The organism is Streptomyces sp. NBC_00335 (genome assembly GCF_036127095.1).
Taxonomy (GTDB): Bacteria; Actinomycetota; Actinomycetes; order Streptomycetales; family Streptomycetaceae; genus Streptomyces.
The window spans coordinates 19,445-37,900 of sequence record NZ_CP108007.1; the positions used below are offsets into that span (position 1 = coordinate 19,445).

The window sequence follows — 18,456 nt, forward strand, 5'->3', positions numbered from 1 at the left end:
GGCCGGAAAGGCTCGTGGCCGTGGTCGGCGGGCGGGGTACCCTCCGGCTGTGACTGTTTTCGGATAATGGATTCCGCTATGCGGAAGTTTGGTCCGGAGTTTCGAGCCTAGGCTCGGAGCCGGCCCCGGCGTAGACACCAGGAGGAACAGACCGTGACGGACCCCAAGGACCCGCAGGGCCGGCTGGACGCGCTGCGCGGCGACATCGAGCGCCGCAACCCCGCCCAGCCCGAGTTCCACCAGGCCGTACGGGAGGTCCTGGACACCCTGGCCCCCGTGTTCGCGGCACGTCCCGAGTACGCGGAACCGGGTGTGGCCCTGCTGGAGCGGCTCACCGAGCCGGAGCGGCAGATCATCTTCCGGGTGCCGTGGCAGGACGACCGTGGTCGCGTCCACGTCAACCGTGGCTACCGCGTCGAATTCAACAGCGCGCTCGGCCCGTACAAGGGCGGCCTGCGCTTCCACCCGTCCGTGGACATCGGCGTGGTGAAGTTCCTCGGCTTCGAGCAGGTCTTCAAGAACGCGCTGACCGGGCTCGGCATCGGCGGCGGCAAGGGCGGCAGCGACTTCGACCCGCGCGGGCGGTCGGCGGCCGAGGTCATGCGGTTCTGCCAGTCCTTCATGACCGAGCTCTACCGTCACATCGGTGAGCACACGGACGTCCCCGCGGGCGACATCGGCGTCGGCGGGCGCGAGATCGGGTACCTCTTCGGGCAGTACCGGCGCATCACCAACCGCTGGGAGGCCGGCGTCCTGACCGGCAAGGGCCAGGGCTGGGGCGGCTCGCTGATCCGCCCGGAGGCCACGGGCTACGGCAGCGTGCTGTTCGCCGCCGAGATGCTGGCGGTCAAGGGGCTGGCGCTCGACGGGCTGACGGCGGTCGTGTCCGGCTCGGGGAACGTGGCGCTCTACACGATCGAGAAGCTGCAGCAGCTGGGGGCGAACCCGCTGACCGCGTCCGACTCGCAGGGGTACGTGGTTGACGAGAAGGGCATCGATCTCGCGCTGCTGAAGCAGATCAAGGAGGTCGAGCGCGGGCGCGTGAGCGAGTACGCGCAGCGTCGCGGGCCGTCGGCGCGGTTCGTGCCGGGCGGGCGGGTGTGGGACGTGGCGGCGGAGGTCGCCTTCCCGTCGGCCACCCAGAACGAGCTGAACGCCGATGACGCGCGGACGCTGATCGCCAACGGGGTCAGGGCGGTGTCGGAGGGCGCGAACATGCCGACCACGCCGGAGGCGGTGCACCTGCTGCAGGCGGCCGGGGTGTCCTTCGGGCCCGGCAAGGCGGCGAACGCGGGCGGGGTCGCGGTCAGCGCGCTGGAGATGGCGCAGAACGCGGGGCGTGTCGCGTGGAGCGCGGAGCGGGTCGAGGCGGAGCTGGCGGGGATCATGCGGGACATCCATGCGGTGTCTTACGCGACTGCAGAGCGGTATGGCTCCGCCGGGGATTATGTGGCTGGGGCGAACATTGCTGGGTTCGAGCGGGTTGCCGATGCGATGTTGGCGCAGGGGTTGATCTGAGGTCGTGGCGTCGCGTTGTCGCGTGGGGGCGGGCTGATGCGCTGAGGTAGGGGGGTGGGGTGCGGGTCGGGGGTGCCGCTGTGCGGGGGTGTCCCCTACCCGCCCTTCCTCCGTTCCCCGGGCTGTGCCCGGACCGCCCCGGGGCTCCGCCCCGGACCCCGCGCCTCAAACGCCGGCGGGGCTGGGTTGGCCGGGTTGGCCGGGTTGGCAGACGCCCGGGCGGGCTGGGGTGGGCGCTCGGTAGGGGTGGGCGGTCGTAGGGTGGGGCGGTCGACAGGTGATCGGACTCCTTGGGGGGATCAGTGCTGACCGCGCTCACCGGGGTGTATGGAGACCGGGCCGATGCCCTGCGGGTGGCCGGGCGGGGGGCCTCCTATGAGGAATTGCTCGGTGCGGCCCGTGCCGTGGCTGCCGATGTCGCCGGGGCGCCCGCCTTCGCGGTGACCGCGACGGCCTCGCTGGAGACCGTCGCCGCCGTCGTCGGCGGGCTGCTGGCCGGGGTGCCCTTCGTACCGCTGCCGCCCGATGCGGGGCCCGCCGAGCGGGAGCACATCCTGCGGGACTCCGGCGCGGTACTCGTCGACGTGGACTTCGGACGGCGCGGAGACGGGGGCGCGGAGGTGGGGGCGGGTGCCGGGCAGTCGGCGCTGATCCTCTACACCTCCGGGACCACCGGCCCGCCCAAGGGGGTCGTCCTCACCGCCGAGGCCTTGGCCGCCGACCTCGACGCCCTCGCCGAAGCCTGGCAGTGGAGCGCCGAGGACACCCTCGTGCACGGGCTGCCGCTGTTCCACGTGCATGGACTCGTACTCGGGGTGCTCGGCGCGCTGCGTACCGGCAGCCGGCTCGTACACACCGGGCGGCCCACCCCGGAGGCCTACGCGGAGGCCGGGGGCAGCCTGTACTTCGGGGTGCCGACCGTGTGGTCCCGTATCGCGGGGGCGCCGGCGGCCGCCGCCGCGCTGGGCGGGGCCCGGCTGCTCGTCTCCGGCAGCGCCGCGCTGCCCGCGCCGGTCTTCCGGGACCTGGAGCGGCTGACCGGGCTGCGGCCCGTGGAGCGGTACGGGATGACCGAGACGCTGATCACCATCAGCGGGCGCGCGGGCGGGGAGGTGCGGCCCGGTACGGTCGGCACTCCGCTCCGGGGCATCCGTACGCGGATCGTGGCGGAGGCGGGCGCCGAGATCGGCGAGCTGCAGCTCACCGGGCCGACGCTGTTCTCCGGGTACCTGGGCCGGCCCGAGGCCACGGCCGCCGCCTTTACGGAGGACGGGTGGTTCCGTACGGGCGACATCGCGGCCGTCGACGAGGCCGACGGGGTCCACCGGATCGTCGGCCGGGCCTCCATCGACATGATCAAGTCGGGCGGGTACCGGATCGGCGCGGGCGAGATCGAAAACGCGCTGCTGGATCACCCCAAGGTGAGCGAGGCGGCGGTGGTGGGGCTGCCGGACGCGGATCTCGGGCAGCGGATCGTGGCCTTCGTGGTGGCCGAGGGCGTCACGGGGCCGGAACTGACGGACTTCGTCGCCGCGCAGCTGTCGGTGCACAAGCGGCCGCGCGAGGTGCGGTTCGTTGCGGCGATTCCGCGCAATGCGATGGGCAAGCCGCAGAAGAAGCTGCTGCTGGGCGACGCCTGACGGTGTGGTGCGGTGGGTTTCTCGGCGCCGGAACCCCGCGCCGGGCGCCGCCGCACCGATGGGTCAGTGGGTGTCGCGGGGGACCAGGTGGCGGGCCAGGACCTCCAGGGCTCGGGTCAGTTCAGGCAGTCGTTCCGCTTCGGTCTCGCCGAGGGCGCGGGCGAGGGCGTCCTCGACCTTGGACGCTCCGGCGGCGCGTACGGCGGCCACGCGCGCGGAGGTTCCGGGGGCCTGGCGGACCAGCGTGCGGCGGCGGTCGGCGGGGTCGGGCGAGGTCTGTACGGAGCCGGCCTCGCGCAGGCGGGCGACGGCCCCGGAGACCTGGCTCTGCGGGAGGCCCGTGCGCTGGGCCGTCTCGCCGACCGTGGTGTCGGGGTGCGCGGCGATGTCGCCGGCGACGATCACGACGGAGCGGGTGCCCCCGGCGTACTGTCCCGGGCCGCCGGGGGGCTCGGGCAGGGCCTCCTCGCCGAGCTTCATCAAGGCACGGCCCAGCAGGAAGAGTTCGATTCCGTCCACCGGATCACGGTACATCGAAGACGGGTGAAGCATCGAAGGAGATGCATCTTTTTCGATCCATCTATATTGATGTATCTGATTCGATGGGTTAGTGTGGTTGCAGAGAGTGACGGACTGGGGGTCCGGAGCCGCGAGCAAGGAGTTGTCATGACTGTCAGCATCGAGTCCGGTGTCGCCGGCACGCTTCCGGTTCAGGGGGCCGTGCTCCACTACCAAATGCAGGGCTCCGGTCCGCTGTTGCTCATCGCGCAGAGTGGGGAGGGGGACGCCGACCGCACCGTGGATCTCGTCCCGCACCTCACCGACGCCTTCACCGTACTGACCTACGACCGCCGTGGACTTTCGCGCAGCCGGTCGGAGGAGCCCGGCCGGACGGCTTCGCTCGCCGAGCACGCCGAAGACGTGCACCGGCTGCTGGCTGCCGTCACCGACGAGCCGGTGACGATGCTCGGCTGCAGTCTGGGGGCCGTCATAGGCCTGCACCTGGCCGTACGGCACCCGGAACAGGTGAGCACCCTCATCGCGCACGAGCCCGTGGCCCCGTGGCTGCTGCCCGAGGGGGAGCGGGCCGGGCACGTGGCCGAACTCAAGGAGTTGCAGGGCATCTACCGCAAGGGCGGACTGGAAGCCGTCTTTCCGGAGATGGCGCGGGTCCTCGGAATAGACCTCGCGCGGCGCGACGCGGAGCAGGGCCTGACCCCGCAGCCCCTGGACGAGCGCCGGCGTGCCAACTTCGGCTACTTCATCGAGCACGACTTCACGGCGATCGTCGAGGACACCCTCGACGTGGACGCCCTCACCCGGAGCCGCACGCGCATCATCCCGGCGCTGGGCGCCGCCACCCCGTCCACCGTCTTCGACCACCGGTGCGCGACGGAACTGGCGGCCCTCCTGGACACGGAGATACGGGTCTTCCCGGGCGGCCACAACGGCAACACCACGCACCCCCGGGGCTACGCGGAGCTGCTGCGGGGCGTGCCGGGTCCGGCCGGAGCGTAGGCGCTCGAGAAAGGACAACGGGCCTTTCGGGTGGGGCAGGTAGCTTGCTCGCATGGACAAGACTTCTGATCAGATCAGGACCGACCGGTGGGCGCTGATAGCCGCCGGAGTGACCGTCGTGCTGTGGGCCTCCGCGTTCGTTTCCATCCGCTCGGCGGCCGCGCACTTCGGGCCCGGAGCTCTCGCGTTCGGACGCTTGCTGACAGCCTCGGTCGCGCTCGGGCTGGTACTGGTCATCAAGCGGGTGCCGCCGCCGCCGAAGCAGGCGTGGCCCGGGATCCTGGTCTCCGGGGTGCTCTGGTTCGGGCTCTACATGGTGACGCTGAACTGGGGCGAGCAGCTGGTGGACGCCGGCACCGCGGCCATGATCGTCAACATCGGCCCGATCGTGATCGCCCTGCTCAGCGGCTGGCTGCTGAAGGAGGGTTTCCCGCCCATGCTGCTGGCGGGCATGGCGGTCTCCTTCGCCGGAGCGGTGCTGGTCGGACTGTCCACCTCGAACGGCGGGACCGCCTCGCTGGGAGGGGTCCTGCTCTGCCTGGTCGCCGCGCTCACCTACGGGGCGGGGGTGGTCGCGCAGAAGCCGGCGCTGGCGTACGCGAGCCCGCTCCAGGTGACGACGTACGGCTGCTTCGTCGGCACGGCCGTCACCCTGCCCTTCGTCTGGCAGCTCGTCGACCAGCTTCCCGGGGCGCCGCTCGACGCCGTCCTCAACATGCTCTACCTGGGGCTCTTCCCGACCGCGCTCGCCTTCACCACCTGGACGTACGCGCTGTCGCGGACCACCGCGGGGAAGATGGGCGCGACCACCTACGCGGTGCCCGCCGTCGTGGTGCTCATCGCCTGGATCGCCCTCGACGAGATCCCGGCCGCGCTGACCCTGCTCGGCGGTGCGGTCTGCCTGGCAGGCGTTGCCGTCTCCCGGAGGCGGCGGGGCCCGGCTTAGGGGGAAGCCCAGGTTCTGGACGTACGCGGGTTCTGCCCGGTGCGGCACGGCTCCAGGAGGGTTGGACGCCCCGACCCCGGGGGTCAGGTCGCGGTGGGGATGTGGCGCGCTGCTGCGACGCCGGCCATCGTGCGGAGTTTCGTGAAGTAGGAGGCGCAGTACTCCGAGTTGATCAGGGAATCGATCTTGTCGAGGTCGGCGATACACGCCCAGAGGATGGCTATGCCGTTGTCGTCGAGTCCGCCGTTCAGCTCGGTGTGGACGAGGCCCGCGACATCGGCGTCCAGGAGGATCAGGTCCACGCCCTCGATGTCCACGCCGCGAAAGCTGTCGGGATAGAGCGCGCGCAGGTGTTCCTCCCACAGCCGGGCGAGTTGGTCCTCGGGCTGTTCCCCGGTCGTGTGGGCGGCTGTCGCTTCTATCGCAAGCGGCGGGAGAAGGAGCAGGGAAACGGCGTCGAAGACGGCACGCACCATCGCGATGGCCGTGGTCGGGCCGAGGTCGGCACTGGTTACGGCGCCCTGTGCGAGCTGGTCGCGCAGTTGTCGGCTGCGGTCGAGTTGGGTGGCCAGTTCGGCCGGGATGAGCCCTGTCTCGGCGGCCTGCTCGATCAGGTCCTGGAGCGGCTTGCGGACGGCGAGGCGCTCGGTGAGCACGTGTTCCAGGGCGAACAGGGAGTGCGTGACGGCGGTGGTGGCGAACTCGTACCGGTAGTAGGAGTGTCGGATGAGCTCGCGGGAGGTTTCCATCGTGCTCATGACGTACATCGACGCGTTGCCGGGCAGAACCAGGTCGGCAACCAGGGCCTGCATGTCCTCATAGTCGAGAACGATGTTGCGGGAGCGTGGGTCCGGTACCGGCGGCAGGGGGGTCACCCTCCCAGTCTTGTCGCCCGAACGCTGTCGGTGCCATCGGATTTGCTCGGTCAAGCCGGCTGCTGGGGCCGGTGCGCGTCCACGTAGCCGAGGGTGCGGTTCATGGCGATGGCCGAGCGTTCTCCGCGTCGCCGAGTCGGGCGAGGGGCGTGAAGGTGAGGCCCGTCGTGCGGGACCGGTCCACGTACGGCGTGAACTTGGGGGAGTCGAGGGTGTGGACCGTGAGTTCGAGGCGGGCCCAGGGAGTGCTCACGCGAGGCGCAGGTCTATGAAGGGGACGGTGTCGCCGGGGAGGACGTAGCGGTCGAACTCGGTGAAGCCCGCCCGGTGCGCGAAGCTCAGGCCCTCCGGGTTGGACGCGAGGACCACGGTTTCGATCACCTCGGCGCCCAGGGCCCGTGCCTGGGCGAGGGCGTACGCGTACAGCTCTCGGCCGAAACCCCGTCCCCGGTGGGTGGGAAGGACGCGCGAGATCACGGTGGCGGTCGTGGAGCCTGCGGCGGGGGGACGGACCGTCGTGCATCCGACGAGGGTGTCGCCGAGGTGGGCGATGTGCAGGACGTGGCGGGCGGAGCGCTCCCGCACGTCTTCGAGGGAGAGGACGGCCGTCGGGATGACGGTGTTGTGGACGTGCTGCCAGTCGTGCAGGGCGGCTTCGGAGCCGGCGTGCACCGGGTGGATGCGCAGAGCGGAAGCCGGCGGCGGGGTGTCCTGGGCGGCGGCTTCGAGGAGGACGCGGGCCAGGGCGGAGGGGGCGGAGAACATCGGCCAGTGGCCCGTGTCCAGGGTGACCAGCTGCCAGTCCGGGCCGGTGGACAGGAGCTCCGCCACGTCGGGGTGGGGTTCGGCGCCGTCCAGCAGGCATTTGACGTAGGTCGCGGGGAGCTCGGCGAGCGGGTGTGTGAGGACGGCCGGTTCGGTGAGGGTGGCGCCCGGGTGGGGGGTCGAGCCGGCGAGGAGCCGGGCGATCTGTTCGGGGGTGAGGCCCTGGCCCTCGTAGTCGGCGGCCTGCTGGGGAGGCCAGAAGCCGTTGTTCGCCGCGATGGAGGACTCCACGGCCGCGCGGCCGTCCGGCCAGGCGGAGACGAAGGATCCGTTGTGGGTGGGGACGTTGGCGTCGACGAAGACCACCCGGTTCAGGCGGGCGCCGATCCGCTCGGCGGCCTGGCCGACCGGGATGCCGGCGTAGCTGTGGCCCACGAGGACCACATCGCGCAGACCGAGTCCGTCGATGGCGTCGACTATGTCCGTGACGTGCGTCTGCTGGCCGGCCGCGACGCCCTGCTTCTCCGCGAGGCCGGACAGGGTCAGCGCGTGCACCTCGTGGTCGCCCTCACCCGTGGTGCGCAGTGCGGTGCGGAGTTCGGCGGCCACCTCGTCCCATGCCGCCGCTCCCAGCCAGGCGCCTGCCACCAGTACGAATTCAGTCATGACCGTACGTTAATCGAACTGGATGTCGGCGGTGAGGGGCAGGTGATCGCTGGGTGTGGCGGGGAGCGTACGGACCTGGGTGACGGTTCCCGAGCGGGTCAGGATCTGGTCGATCCGGGCCAGGGGGAAGGACGCGGGCCAGGTGAAGGCGAAGCCGGGAGCGGATGTCGGCGTTGCTGCCAGGGCGGTGCGGACGGGGGCCAGGCCGCGGTCGTCGGCGGTGCCGTTGAGGTCCCCGAGCAGGACGACGCGTTCGGCGGGTTCCGCGGCGAGGACGGCGCCGAGGAGGAGGGCGCTCTCGTCACGGCGGGCGGAGCCGAAGCCGGAGGCGCCGAGGCGCAGGGAGGGCAGGTGGACGACGTAGACGGCGACGGGCCCGCCGGGGGTGGCGGCGGTGGCGCGCAGGCCGCGGTTCCAGTGCGGGTCGCCGGCGAGGGCCGGCGGTTTGATGTCGACGGGGCGGACGTCGGTGAGCGGGTACGTCGACCAGAGCCCGACCGTGCCGTGGACGGCTTGGTGGGGGTAGTCGGCGGCGAGGGTGTCGGTGAAGGCCGTGATGGCGGCGGGGGTGAGCTCCTCGACGGCGATGAGGGCGGGGTGGGCGGCGGCGAGGGCACGGGCCGTGCGGGAGGGGTCCGGGTTCTCGTCGCTGATGTTGTGCTGGACGGTGGTGAGGGTGGGGCGGGCGGTGGCCGGTGCGGCGGGGCGGGGGAGGAGGCTGCCGAACTGGCCCAGCCAGGCGGCGGTGGGGAGCAGGAGGGCCAGGGCGATGGCGGCGGAGCGGCGTCGCAGGGCCAGGGCGAGGAGGAGGGGGACGGCCAGGCCGAGCCAGGGGAGGAACGTCTCCAGCAAGCTGCCGGGGTGACCTGGGGTGTTGGGGACCAGGGAGGGGCGGGTGAGGAGTGCGGCGAGGAGGACCGGGAGGAGTACGGGGAGGAGTACGGGGAGCAGTACGGGGAGCAGTACGGGGAGGGCTGTTGTGCGGGCCGAGGGCGATGGCCAGGGCCAGGGCCAGGGACGTGGGCGACGGCCGGGGCCGGGGCCGGGTGGCCGGCGGGGGAGGAGGGGGCGGGGTCTGGTGGTGGGGCCTTGGGACTGGCCCGGGGTTGGGCTGGGGGTCGAGCCGGTGGTTGTGCTGGGGGTCGGGTCGGGAGTCGGGTCCGGGGTTGGGGCTGGGGTTGGGGTTGGGCTTGGAGCCGAGCCGGGAGTCGGGCCCGGGGTCGGGCTGGCAGTCGGGCTGGGGGTTGGGTCCGGGGTTGGGTTGGGAGTCGGGCCGGGAGTTGGGTCCGGGGTTGGGCTGGGTGCCGGGCCGGGAGTTGGGTCCGGGGTTGGGCTGGGGGTCGGGTCCGGGGTTGGGCTGGGGGTCGGGTCCGGGGTTGGGCTGGGGGTCGGGCCCGGGGTCGGGTCGGGGGTCGGGCCCGGGGTCGGGTTGGGAGTCGGGCCGGGAGCCGGAGCCGGGGTTGGGCTGGGTGCCGGGCTGGGGGTTGGGTCCGGTGTTGGGCTGGGAGTCGAGCCGGGGGTTGGGTCGGGAGTCGGGCTCGGGGTCGGGCTGGCAGTCGGGTTGGGGGTTGGGCCCGGGGTCGGGCTGGGAGTCGAGCCGGGAGTTGGGGCCGGGGTTGGGCTGGGGGGTGGGCCCGAGTTTGGCTGGGGCATGGGGATGGTCCTGCCTGTTGTGTTTGGGGGATGGGGTGTGGCGTGCGGTGGGTACGACGACGTCGGGGGTGGGGGGCCCGGTTCCCGCGGGGTGGGCGTCCGGGAGTATGCGGTTGCCCCGGGGGGTTGGGGTGGATCCAATGGGCGGGATGATCAAACGGGTGCGTCGGGCGGACTTCGGTCGTAGCGGCGCGGGGAAAGAGGAGCGTCACGCTGTGAACGCGTCGGCATTGTCGTCAGCAGGGGAGCGGGTCGGCGGGCCCTCCGTGCGGTTGGGGGCTCTCGCGCCGTTGACGCGGCCCGGCTGGGTCGACGCGGGGCGGCACTTGCTCGCGGGGCTCGAACTGGCCGTGCGCGAGGTCAACGACGCGGGAGGGGTCGGTGGCCGGCCGCTGGAGCTCGTGGTCCGGGACACCGCGGCCGATCCGGAGCGGGCCGCGGCGGCCGTGGAGGAACTGGCCGGTCTGGGGGTGGCCGCCGTGGTGGGGGAGTACCACAGCGTCGTCGCCCGGGCCGCCGCCGCGCGGGCCGACGCCCTCGGTGTGCCGTTCCTCTGTTCCTCCGCGGTGCTCGACGCGCTCACCGAAGAGCCGACGGAGTGGGTCGCGCGCCTGGCCCCGGCCCAGTCCCACGGCTGGCGGACGTACGCGGACTTCCTCCTCGGGGCGGGCCACGAACGGATCGCGGTGGCGACCCAGCCGAGCGTCTACTGGGCTTCCGGGACCCGCATCCTGCGGGAGCACCTCGCTTCCCGCGGCGGCACCGTCGTCGAGATCGACGCCCATGCGCTCACCCCCGAGGGCCTGTGCGACGCGCTCGTCGAGCAGGGTGCGACGGCGCTCCTCCTGCTGGTCGGGTATCCGGATCCGGCGGCGGCGATCGTCAGGGCAGTACGGGCGGACCGGCGGCTCGGGGAGGTCCTGATCGGCGCCCCGGCCGGACAGCCGGAGTTCGCCGGATGGGCCGGGGCGCTGGGCGCGGACGGCGCCGGGATCCCCTTCCTGCGCTACCTGCCCGAGCGCCTGGGCCCGCTCGGCGAGCGGGTGGGGAAGGAGCTCCGCGAACGGCTGGGCGAAGAGCCCTCGTTCGTGGCCTTCGAGGGCTGGGACAGCGTCACCGTCCTCGCCGAGGTGCTGCGCTCGCACGGCACGGACCGGGCGGCCGTCGCCGCGGCATGGCCGCACGTGGCGGTCGAGGGGACCCGTGGGCCGATCCGGTTCTCCCGGATGCCGGGGATCGGCGTGTGGCAGTGGGCCTGGACACCGGTGCGCGTGGTCGACCGGGATCCGGGGGACATCGGTCGCTTCCGGATCCTGAACGAGAGGGCCTGATCGGCAAGATCCGAAAGAGACGGGCCACAGCACTAGCCGCGGGCGAGGTGGGCGCGGTACCAGGGGGTGGCGGAGGGGAGCAGGGCGAGGGGCGTGGGTGTGGGGCGCAGTCCGGTCAGTTTCCAGATGGGGTCGGCGCGCTGGTGGTAGTCGCGGGCCAGCAGGGAGAACTGCCGCTCCGTCACCTGGCCGGGGCGCTCGCGGAGTCGCTCCACGCAGCGGTCCCACGGCCACTCCTCCCGTACCTCGGGCAGGATCCCTTCGGCGGCCAGGGCCGATACGAGGCCGGCGCTCGTCACCGGGGCGGGGTGGCTCGCGTGGTGGATCCCGCCCCCGGGCGGCTCCGGGGCCGTGGCCAGGGCGTCGATCAGGCGGGCCAGTTCGCAGACGTCGACCACGGACAACAGTGCGCGGCCGCCGTCCCAGTTGGCCGGGACGCGGTCGATCAGCTCGGCCAGGGCCGGGACGACCCAGCGGTCACCGGCGCCCAGCACCAGACCCGGCCGCAGGACGGTCCCGCCGGCGGCCAGTACCGGGGCCTCCGCCGCCAGTCGGCTGCGGCTGGCGGCGGACACCGGGTCGGGGGCCACCTCGTCGACCTCGATGCCGCGGTGCGGGAGGATCCCGTAGACCGCGGCCGTGGACAGGTGGACGATCCGGCGCACCCCCGCCCGCACGGCCTCCGCGAGGAGGGCCGCGCCGCCCAGGACGTTGACGGTGTGGCAGCGAGCCGCGTCCCGCCCGATGTAGGAGGCCAGGTTCACCAGCGCGGCCGCGCCCTCGCAGACCCCGCGCAGCGAGCCGGGGTCGCACAGGTCGGCCGGTACCCACTCCACGCCTTCGCGCGCCGCACCGGGGGTGCGGGCGAGGGCCCGCACCCGGACGTCGGGGCGGCGGGCCAGGGTGTCCAGTGCGGCCGAGCCGATGAAACCGGTGGCTCCCGCCAGGACGATCACCCTGGGTCTCTCGGATATCTGCATGGGCTCGATTCCATCGACGTGGGTACGGCGCCCGGCCGGGTGCTCCGAAGTGTCCGTACGGCTCTACTTCGTTCCAGCGGTTCTCTCAGCGGGCGGTCCAGCCGCCGTCCACCGGGACGGTCGCGCCGACCACGAAGGACGCCTGGTCGCTGAGCAGCCACGCGGCCGCGTTCGCGATCTCGCGCGGGTCCGCCGTACGCGGCAGCGGGGCCATGGTGTGCAGCTCTTGCTCCAGGCCCGGGTTCAGGTCGAACCACTGGGCCATCATTTCGCTGCGCGTGGTGCCGGGAGCGATGGCGTTGACCCGGACGCCTTGGGCGGAGTACTCGGCGGCGGCCTTCGTCAGGCCGATGACGGCGTGCTTCGCCGCGATGTACGCGGCGGACGCCGGGGTGCCGACGAGGCCCGCGACGCTGCTGTTGTTCACGATCGCCCCGCCGCCCGGCAGCATCGCGGCGATCTCGTACTTCATGCAGTTCCACGTGCCGAGGACATTGGTGGCCATGACGGCCTCGAAGTCCGCGTTCTCGGTGAGGTGCAGGGGTGCGGGCACGGTCCCCAGCCCCGCGTTGTTGAAGGCGGCGTCCAGGCCCCCGAAGAGCTCCACCGCCTTGTCCACCGCCGCCTCGACCTCTTCGGCGCGGGCCACGTCGACGACGGCGTAGGCGGCGGTGAACCCCTCGTCCGTCAACTCGCGCGTGAGTGCGGCCAGTTGCTCCTCGCGTCGGGCGGTGAGGAGCACCGAGGCCCCGTTCTCGCAGAACACCCGGGCGGCGGCCGCCCCGATGCCGCTGCTCGCCCCGGTGATCAGGGCCCGCTTGCCCACGAGGAGGCCGGTCTTTTCCGTCATGGTGAGTCTTCCGTCTTCCGTCTTCCGTCGGGCGCGGTCCGGTCCGGTCTGGTTCGTCCGGTGGAGTCTTCAGGGAGGGGCGGACCCCGGCACTATTGGCCGGAAATAGATCCTTCGCGGGGGCCAGACCGGCCCAGGAGTACAGGAACCGTGCGGTGTCCGTTGGAGACGAACGAGAACTTCGGCCGGAGTTCATCGGCGGGTACGGCCAGGGCGATGTCGGGGAACCGCTCGAAGAGCGCGGACAGGGCGATGGCGACCTCCATCCGGGCCAGGTTCACGCCGAGGCAGTGGTGGGCTCCGTACCCGAACGACACGTGATCGGCGCGGGTGCCGCGGGTGATGTCGAAGAGGTCGGCCCCGGCTCCGTGGTGGAGGGGGTCGCGGCCCGCTCCGGCGAAGCAGACGAGGATCGGGTCGCCCTGCGGGATCCGCACGTCGTCGTCGATCTCGATCGTCTCGACGGCGTAGCGCAGGATGCTGTGCGCGCCGGGCGGGTCCGCGCGCAGGGATTCGTCGATCACGTCGTCCCACGAGGCCTTGCCGTCCCGTACGAGTTCGAGCTGGCCGGGGTGTGTGAGCAGGGAGACGACCGCGTTGTCGATGAGGTTCACCGTCGTCTCGTAGCCGGCGGTGAACAGGAGGATGAGATTGTCGAGCAGTTCCTTCTCGCTCATGTCCGCCGCGCCCGAGTCGCGTGCGGAGATGAGGCCGGAGGTCAGGTCGTCGGCAGGATTTTCCCGCTTGTGCGCCACGACTTGGTTCAGGATTTCGTACATGGCTATGCCATTCGCCACCGCTTCCTCGGGGGTGATCGAAGTGGCGAAGAAACCATCGATGATCTTTTGCAGGGGATCGCGGGCGGAATGCGGAATTCCGAAGAGCTCGCACACGACGGCGTGCGGCAGCACGTGGGCGAATTCCTTGCGGAGGTCCACGGGCCGTCCCGCCGGGGCCTGTTCCAGGCGGTCCAGCAGCCCGGCCGCGATCTCCTCTACGCGCGGCCGCAGGGCCGCCACGCGCCGCATGGTGAACTCCCCCGCCACCGGCCTGCGCAGGCGCGCGTGCTCCTCGCCGTAGGCGGTGACCATGTTCTGTACCGAGACCCAGATGGACAGCGGCCACTCCTGGCCGACTTCTCCGTTGATCCACGCCGGCCAGTGCCGGTAGGCGTCCTTCGACACGCGGGGATCGGTGAGCAGGCGCTTCACGAGTGCGTAGTCGGTGACGGACCACGCCTCCACTCCGCCAGGGAGTACGACCCGAGCGGCCCGGCCCAGGGAACGTATCTCCTTGATTTCTCCGTGTATGTCCTGGCCGAGCGGATCGATGACGAACGGGCACTGCCTGCTCACAGGAGTATCCCTCCTACATCTGCTGGTGACGGTGAGTTGGATGACGTCACAGGCTGACACGCCCGCGACCTTGCCGCCACTTGGCGCAGAGGTGTCTCGGCCAGTGGATCGCAGGAAATCGACGGCCATTTCGTAGGAAAGGGAGGAGATCAGGCGGAAACGGCAATTGCGTCCAGTGCGGCGAGGAAGACTCGCTGGCCGCCCTGATGGCCGGACACGCTGAGGGAGAGGGTGTTGTCCCTGTTCCGCGTCATCGGCTGCGCCTGGACCAGGCAGGGGGAATGGAACTCCACGTACCGCTCGAAGGTCAGATGGAGCGAGGTGGGGTACAGCCGGGTGGTGCCCGCGACGGCGAAGGCGGCCTGGTGGGTGGCCTCCAGGAGGACCATGCCGGGTACGTGATCGTTCTCGTGCGCGAACAGCGTCTTGTTCGTGGTGTGCGGCCGCAGGGTCCAGCACAGGGGGTCCACGGTGGGAGCCAGCAGGACGTGGCTCGGCTCGGACCGCAGTACGAGGGAGGGGTCCACCGGTTCCGGCACGGGCAGCAGCGGCCGGGCGTCCGCGTGTTCACCGCGCATCCGGCGGTAGGCGCCGGGAGAGGTGCACGTCAGGTTGCCGCCGCCGGTCGCGATGACCCGGCCGGCCTGCATCACGGTCATGTGGCACACCATGCCGGAGAAGCGGGTGCCGCGGCGGTTGACGTCGGTGCAGACGACGTCCATGTGGACGGGGGAGCCGCTGTCCGCCGCCAGGAGCCCGGGATCGATCCGGTAGTGGATGTCGGACATCAGGAACTGGTGCCCGAGGGGGACGCCGTACTCGGCGTGGGAGAGCAGGATGCCGGTCTGGCGGATGGCCTCCGCGATGACGGTGGGCGAACGGAAACCGTGGAGCGCGGTATGGAACGGGTGGCTTTCAGGCCAACGCAGCGTCACGTTGAAACGGTCGGGAGCAGTGCGTTCCCAGGCCGAGAGGAACACCTCGGAGGTGTTGGGACGGTGCACGAGCCAGTTGGGTACGGCCGGAGGCCTTGCATCTGAGACCCCGACCGACGGTCTTTGGGCGTTTTCGCTCGCATACGACGTGATTAACATGATTTCCCCTCCGGACTTCGAGGCACATTCGAGCCACTCGTGGTATGTCTCGGTTCGCCGCAAGATACGTGCTGCCTGGTATAATTTGCAACGGCTGTTTTCGGTGACATGCTCATACCCCCGAGGAGGTGCATCAGTGGCCGCCAGCATCGTGGAAGGAGCGAAGGTGTCTCAGAGGGAGGCTTCTCGACGCACCCGGCAACTCATCGTCGAGGCCGCCGGCGCCGTGTTCGCGGAGAAGGGCTTCAACGGGGCCACGATCGCGGACGTCTACCAGCGGCTCGGCCTGACCAAGGGTGCTTTCTACTACTACTTCAAGGGCAAGGAAGAGCTGGCCCAGGCCGTCCTGGCCAGCCAGATCGACACGGTCGGCTTCCCGATCCTGCCGCGGAGCACCCGCCTCCAGGAGATGATCGACAAGGGCATGCTCTTCGCCGTTCAGATCCGCAGCGATCCGATCGTGCAGGGCAGCCTGAGGCTCTCCCTGGAGCGCGGCAGTCATCACGAACACCGCCTGCGGCCCTACCAGGACTGGCTCGATCACAACCGGTTCGCCCTGGGGCAGGCCCGCGAGTGCGGCGAGCTCCATGCGCACGTGGACCTGGACGCGGTCGCCAACCTCATCGTCGGCGCCTTCACCGGAGTGCAGGTGCTCTCAGAGGTGATGTCCGACTGGGAAGACCTGGAAGTACGGGTATCCGTGCTGCTCAGGCACATCATGCCGATCATCGCGCTGCCGACGGTCCTGGCCGAACTCGACATGGCTCCCGGCCGCGCCGAGCGGGTCGCCGCCGATCTGGAGAAGCACCTGCGCCAGCGGGCCGAGGCCGAATCCGCCGATTCGGTCGAGCTCCAGGCCTAGTACGTCCTTTGGCCGGAACGTCCCGGCGACCACACGGTTTTCCCCGCTTCACTCCGCCGGGCGTCCTCGACGCCCGGCGGAGGGCTTTCCGCAACCGGTTCGGTGCTCCGGGTGGAGACAATCAGTTCTTCCGATGACGGTTGCCTACCTTCATGCAGGTTTGTTTCCATGAGCGCGGCCCCGGGCCACATACGAGGCTCTTGACCGACCACGGAGAACCCACATGATCAAGCTCGATGACATCCGCCGGCACGCGGCGGGCGGCGCGACGCGGGATGCCTTGGTCGACGGCCAGGTGCGGCTGACCTGGGGCCAGTTCGCCGAGACCGTGGAGCGGACGGCGGCCGGACTCACGGAGCACCTGCCCCAAGAGGGCGCGGTCCGGGCGGTCTTCCTCGCCGGGAACAGCTGGCAGCTCGCCGTCGCGATGAGCGCCTGCGCCACCCTCGGCGTCTCCTGCACCGGTCTCGATCCGCAGAGCGGCACGGACGACCTGGGCCAGGTGCTCTCCTGGCTGGAGCCGTCCGTGGTCTTCGTGACCAAGGAGCACCGCGCCACCCTCGACCAGCTCGTCTGGCCCAGCGGCCCGCAGGCCGTGCACGTCCTGCTGGACGGGATCACGGCGCCCGGCGCCCCGGCCGCCCCCGGCAAGCACCAGGCCCTCAACTTCGACCTGCTGACCTCGGCCGAACCCCTGCGCACCCTGCCGGCGCCCCGGCCGTACGAGTCTTTCGCGGTCGGTGCGCGCAGCGAGGGCCCCTCCCGGGTCGCCGTGCGCCGCACCCCCTCCGAGGGCCGCCACCTGGTCGACCTCGTCGACGAGTTCGGCCTCAACCGGGACGACGTCCACCTGGCCTCCGCCCCGCCGACCGAGCCCACGGCCCTCGCACTGGCCCGCACGATGCTCGGCATCGGCGCCACCGTCGTCCTCGCCGACGGAGCCGGCCCCGAGACCCTGACCGCGCTGCTCGTCGCCGAGCGGGTCAGCACCGGCGTGATCACCCCCTCCACCCTGCACGGCGTGCTCGGCCTGCCGGAGACCGCCGATCCCTCGCCGCGCACCCGCCACCTGCGGTTCCTCCTGACTCCCGGAGCCCACCTGGGCCGGTGGACCGTCAACACGGCCTGGGAGCGGCTCGGCCCGGTGCTGCACACCGCGCTCGGCAGCGCGGAGACCGGACTGACCGCCGTCATGGGCCCCGAGGAGCTGCTGGTCTCGCCGCCGCGCTCGGGCCACACCACGCTCGGCACCACCGTCGCCGTCCTCGGCGAGGACGGGCAGCCGGTGGCGCAGGGCGAGAGCGGCCGCCTCGCCTTCGCGGGCCACCAGGTCATGGACGGCTACCTGGACGGCGAGACCCGGTTCGCCGAGCTGGACCTCGGCTGGGGCGCGGAGCGCTTCCTGGTCACCGACGAGTCCGGGCACGTGGACGAGACCGGCCGGCTGCTGGTCACCGGGCGGGTCACCGAAGTGCCCGTGGTGGTCCGCGATTCGGCGGTCGACACCGAGCTGTTCCGGCTGGAGTCGGACCTGCTCAACCTGCCCTGCCTGCGCGACACCGCCGTCATGCGGGTCAGCAGCCCGGTGCTGGGCGACGCGATCGTGGTCCCCTTCATCGCCGTGGCGGTCGGCCGCGAGGCCACCGGGTACCAGGCGCTCAGCGCGGCCTGCGCCCGCCGGGTGCCGTCGCTGCCCGCGCACGTCATCGCCGTCGACACCATCCCGTACAGCCCGACGGGCCGGATCCGCACCGGGGACCTGCTCGACGCGGTGCTGCCCATCATCACTCTGAACCTGCAGCTTGAGCAGTCGATGCAACAGGAGATGTCCGCGTGAACCTGCCCTCCTTCGACGATCAGCCGTACGACGAGCTGCTGGTGGAGGACTTCGAGACGGCCTTCTTCGCACTCGAACTCGAACTCCTCGACCTGCCCTGCGTGCGGGACGTCGCGGTCATGCGCACCCGGCTGCCCGAGGTGGGCGAGACGCTGGTGGTGGCCTTCGTACCGCTCCCGGAGGAGGACCAGGAGGCCGGCGGACGCCAGGCCGCGCTGGCCGCCTGCGAGCGGCGCATGCCGTGGGTGCTCTCGCACGCCGTGGCCGTCGACGCGATCCCGCGCGCGGCCGACGGATCCGCGCGCACGGGGGTCCTGATCGACCGTCTGCTCCCACAGATCGCCCGGGACCTCCTCTCACCGATGGAGATGTCCGACTAGTCCACTGCGCCCAACCCGCTGTCAACCACGAAGCAGCGGCTGACCTGTGGCCATGCCCTCCCTGCGGGCATGGCCACAGGTATGTCCGCAGTCGTGCGGGAGGGGGAGGCGCGAATCCTCACACTGCAGTTATACCTGCACCGTGGTATGTTCCTATCCTCCGAGGCTCTGAGTCTCGCAGAAGGG

The 18,456-nt window shown here is 71.5% G+C and carries 17 protein-coding genes and 1 pseudogene; 8 read left to right on the forward strand and 10 right to left on the reverse strand.

Annotation, left to right across the window (positions count from 1 at the left end; all coding sequences use genetic code 11):
• The first annotated feature begins 153 nt into the window (after positions 1-153).
• Both gdhA and OHA37_RS39600 read left to right on the forward strand, forming a co-directional pair.
• Positions 154-1,518 (forward strand): NADP-specific glutamate dehydrogenase, encoded by a 1,365-nt coding sequence (gene gdhA / locus OHA37_RS39595; protein WP_266914225.1) that lies wholly within the window; start codon positions 154-156, stop codon positions 1,516-1,518.
• Positions 1,519-1,820: 302 nt separating this feature from the next.
• Entirely contained in the window at positions 1,821-3,158 is a 1,338-nt protein-coding gene (locus OHA37_RS39600; RefSeq protein ID WP_443046366.1) for an AMP-binding protein, read from the forward strand.
• Positions 3,159-3,221: 63 nt separating this feature from the next.
• On the opposite strand, the gene OHA37_RS39605 is transcribed toward OHA37_RS39600, so the two are convergent.
• The gene (locus OHA37_RS39605; RefSeq protein WP_328694620.1) at positions 3,222-3,677 is read right to left on the reverse strand and encodes a MarR family transcriptional regulator; all 456 of its coding nucleotides are present in this window, start codon (positions 3,675-3,677) and stop codon (positions 3,222-3,224) included.
• A gap of 147 nt (positions 3,678-3,824) precedes the next feature.
• Between OHA37_RS39605 and OHA37_RS39610 the strand changes: the two genes are divergently transcribed.
• Both OHA37_RS39610 and OHA37_RS39615 read left to right on the forward strand, forming a co-directional pair.
• Positions 3,825-4,676 (forward strand): alpha/beta fold hydrolase, encoded by an 852-nt coding sequence (locus tag OHA37_RS39610; protein WP_266914229.1) that lies wholly within the window; start codon positions 3,825-3,827, stop codon positions 4,674-4,676.
• A gap of 52 nt (positions 4,677-4,728) precedes the next feature.
• Positions 4,729-5,622, forward strand: a complete 894-nt coding sequence (locus OHA37_RS39615; protein ID WP_266914231.1) for a DMT family transporter — start codon at positions 4,729-4,731, stop codon at positions 5,620-5,622.
• Between the two features lie 83 nt (positions 5,623-5,705).
• Here the strand turns inward: OHA37_RS39615 and OHA37_RS39620 are convergent, their stop codons facing one another.
• From OHA37_RS39620 to OHA37_RS39640, 5 genes and pseudogenes are all read right to left on the reverse strand, one after another.
• Positions 5,706-6,497: a hypothetical protein gene (locus tag OHA37_RS39620; protein ID WP_266914233.1), complete on the reverse strand. Its 792-nt coding sequence runs from the start codon at positions 6,495-6,497 to the stop codon at positions 5,706-5,708.
• Positions 6,498-6,597: 100 nt separating this feature from the next.
• Positions 6,598-6,750 carry a hypothetical protein gene (locus OHA37_RS39625; protein WP_266914236.1) on the reverse strand — a complete coding sequence of 51 codons (153 nt, stop codon included), beginning with the start codon at positions 6,748-6,750 and terminating at the stop codon, positions 6,598-6,600.
• Positions 6,747-7,184 (reverse strand): GNAT family N-acetyltransferase, encoded by a 438-nt coding sequence (locus tag OHA37_RS39630; RefSeq protein WP_266914625.1) that lies wholly within the window; start codon positions 7,182-7,184, stop codon positions 6,747-6,749. The genes OHA37_RS39625 and OHA37_RS39630 overlap by 4 nt, the downstream gene beginning before the upstream one ends.
• A gap of 24 nt (positions 7,185-7,208) precedes the next feature.
• Positions 7,209-7,928 (reverse strand): annotated as a pseudogene (locus tag OHA37_RS39635) (alpha/beta fold hydrolase); the annotation flags it as partial.
• A gap of 9 nt (positions 7,929-7,937) precedes the next feature.
• Positions 7,938-8,780: an endonuclease/exonuclease/phosphatase family protein gene (locus OHA37_RS39640; RefSeq protein WP_323182426.1), complete on the reverse strand. Its 843-nt coding sequence runs from the start codon at positions 8,778-8,780 to the stop codon at positions 7,938-7,940.
• A 1,016-nt stretch (positions 8,781-9,796) separates the two neighbouring features.
• On the opposite strand from OHA37_RS39640, the gene OHA37_RS39645 reads away from it, so the two are divergent.
• Positions 9,797-10,912 (forward strand): ABC transporter substrate-binding protein, encoded by a 1,116-nt coding sequence (locus tag OHA37_RS39645; RefSeq protein WP_266914238.1) that lies wholly within the window; start codon positions 9,797-9,799, stop codon positions 10,910-10,912.
• A gap of 32 nt (positions 10,913-10,944) precedes the next feature.
• Here the strand turns inward: OHA37_RS39645 and OHA37_RS39650 are convergent, their stop codons facing one another.
• The 4 genes from OHA37_RS39650 to OHA37_RS39665 form a co-directional block, all read right to left on the reverse strand.
• Complete coding sequence (locus OHA37_RS39650; protein ID WP_266914240.1) at positions 10,945-11,892, reverse strand: NAD-dependent epimerase/dehydratase family protein; 948 nt, start codon at positions 11,890-11,892, stop codon at positions 10,945-10,947.
• Positions 11,893-11,977: 85 nt separating this feature from the next.
• Positions 11,978-12,742 (reverse strand): SDR family NAD(P)-dependent oxidoreductase, encoded by a 765-nt coding sequence (locus OHA37_RS39655; protein WP_266914242.1) that lies wholly within the window; start codon positions 12,740-12,742, stop codon positions 11,978-11,980.
• A gap of 92 nt (positions 12,743-12,834) precedes the next feature.
• Positions 12,835-14,097 (reverse strand): cytochrome P450 family protein, encoded by a 1,263-nt coding sequence (locus OHA37_RS39660; protein WP_266914244.1) that lies wholly within the window; start codon positions 14,095-14,097, stop codon positions 12,835-12,837.
• A 149-nt stretch (positions 14,098-14,246) separates the two neighbouring features.
• Positions 14,247-15,341, reverse strand: a complete 1,095-nt coding sequence (locus tag OHA37_RS39665; RefSeq protein ID WP_323182427.1) for a ScbA/BarX family gamma-butyrolactone biosynthesis protein — start codon at positions 15,339-15,341, stop codon at positions 14,247-14,249.
• A 16-nt stretch (positions 15,342-15,357) separates the two neighbouring features.
• On the opposite strand from OHA37_RS39665, the gene OHA37_RS39670 reads away from it, so the two are divergent.
• The 3 genes from OHA37_RS39670 (at position 15,358) to OHA37_RS39680 (ending at position 18,270) form a co-directional block, all read left to right on the forward strand.
• On the forward strand, positions 15,358-16,053 hold the full coding sequence (locus OHA37_RS39670) for a ScbR family autoregulator-binding transcription factor (RefSeq protein ID WP_266914248.1): 696 nt from the start codon (positions 15,358-15,360) through the stop codon (positions 16,051-16,053).
• A 223-nt stretch (positions 16,054-16,276) separates the two neighbouring features.
• On the forward strand, positions 16,277-17,890 hold the full coding sequence (locus tag OHA37_RS39675) for a class I adenylate-forming enzyme family protein (protein WP_266914250.1): 1,614 nt from the start codon (positions 16,277-16,279) through the stop codon (positions 17,888-17,890).
• Positions 17,887-18,270: a hypothetical protein gene (locus OHA37_RS39680; protein WP_266914252.1), complete on the forward strand. Its 384-nt coding sequence runs from the start codon at positions 17,887-17,889 to the stop codon at positions 18,268-18,270. The genes OHA37_RS39675 and OHA37_RS39680 overlap by 4 nt, the downstream gene beginning before the upstream one ends.
• Positions 18,271-18,456 lie beyond the last annotated feature (186 nt).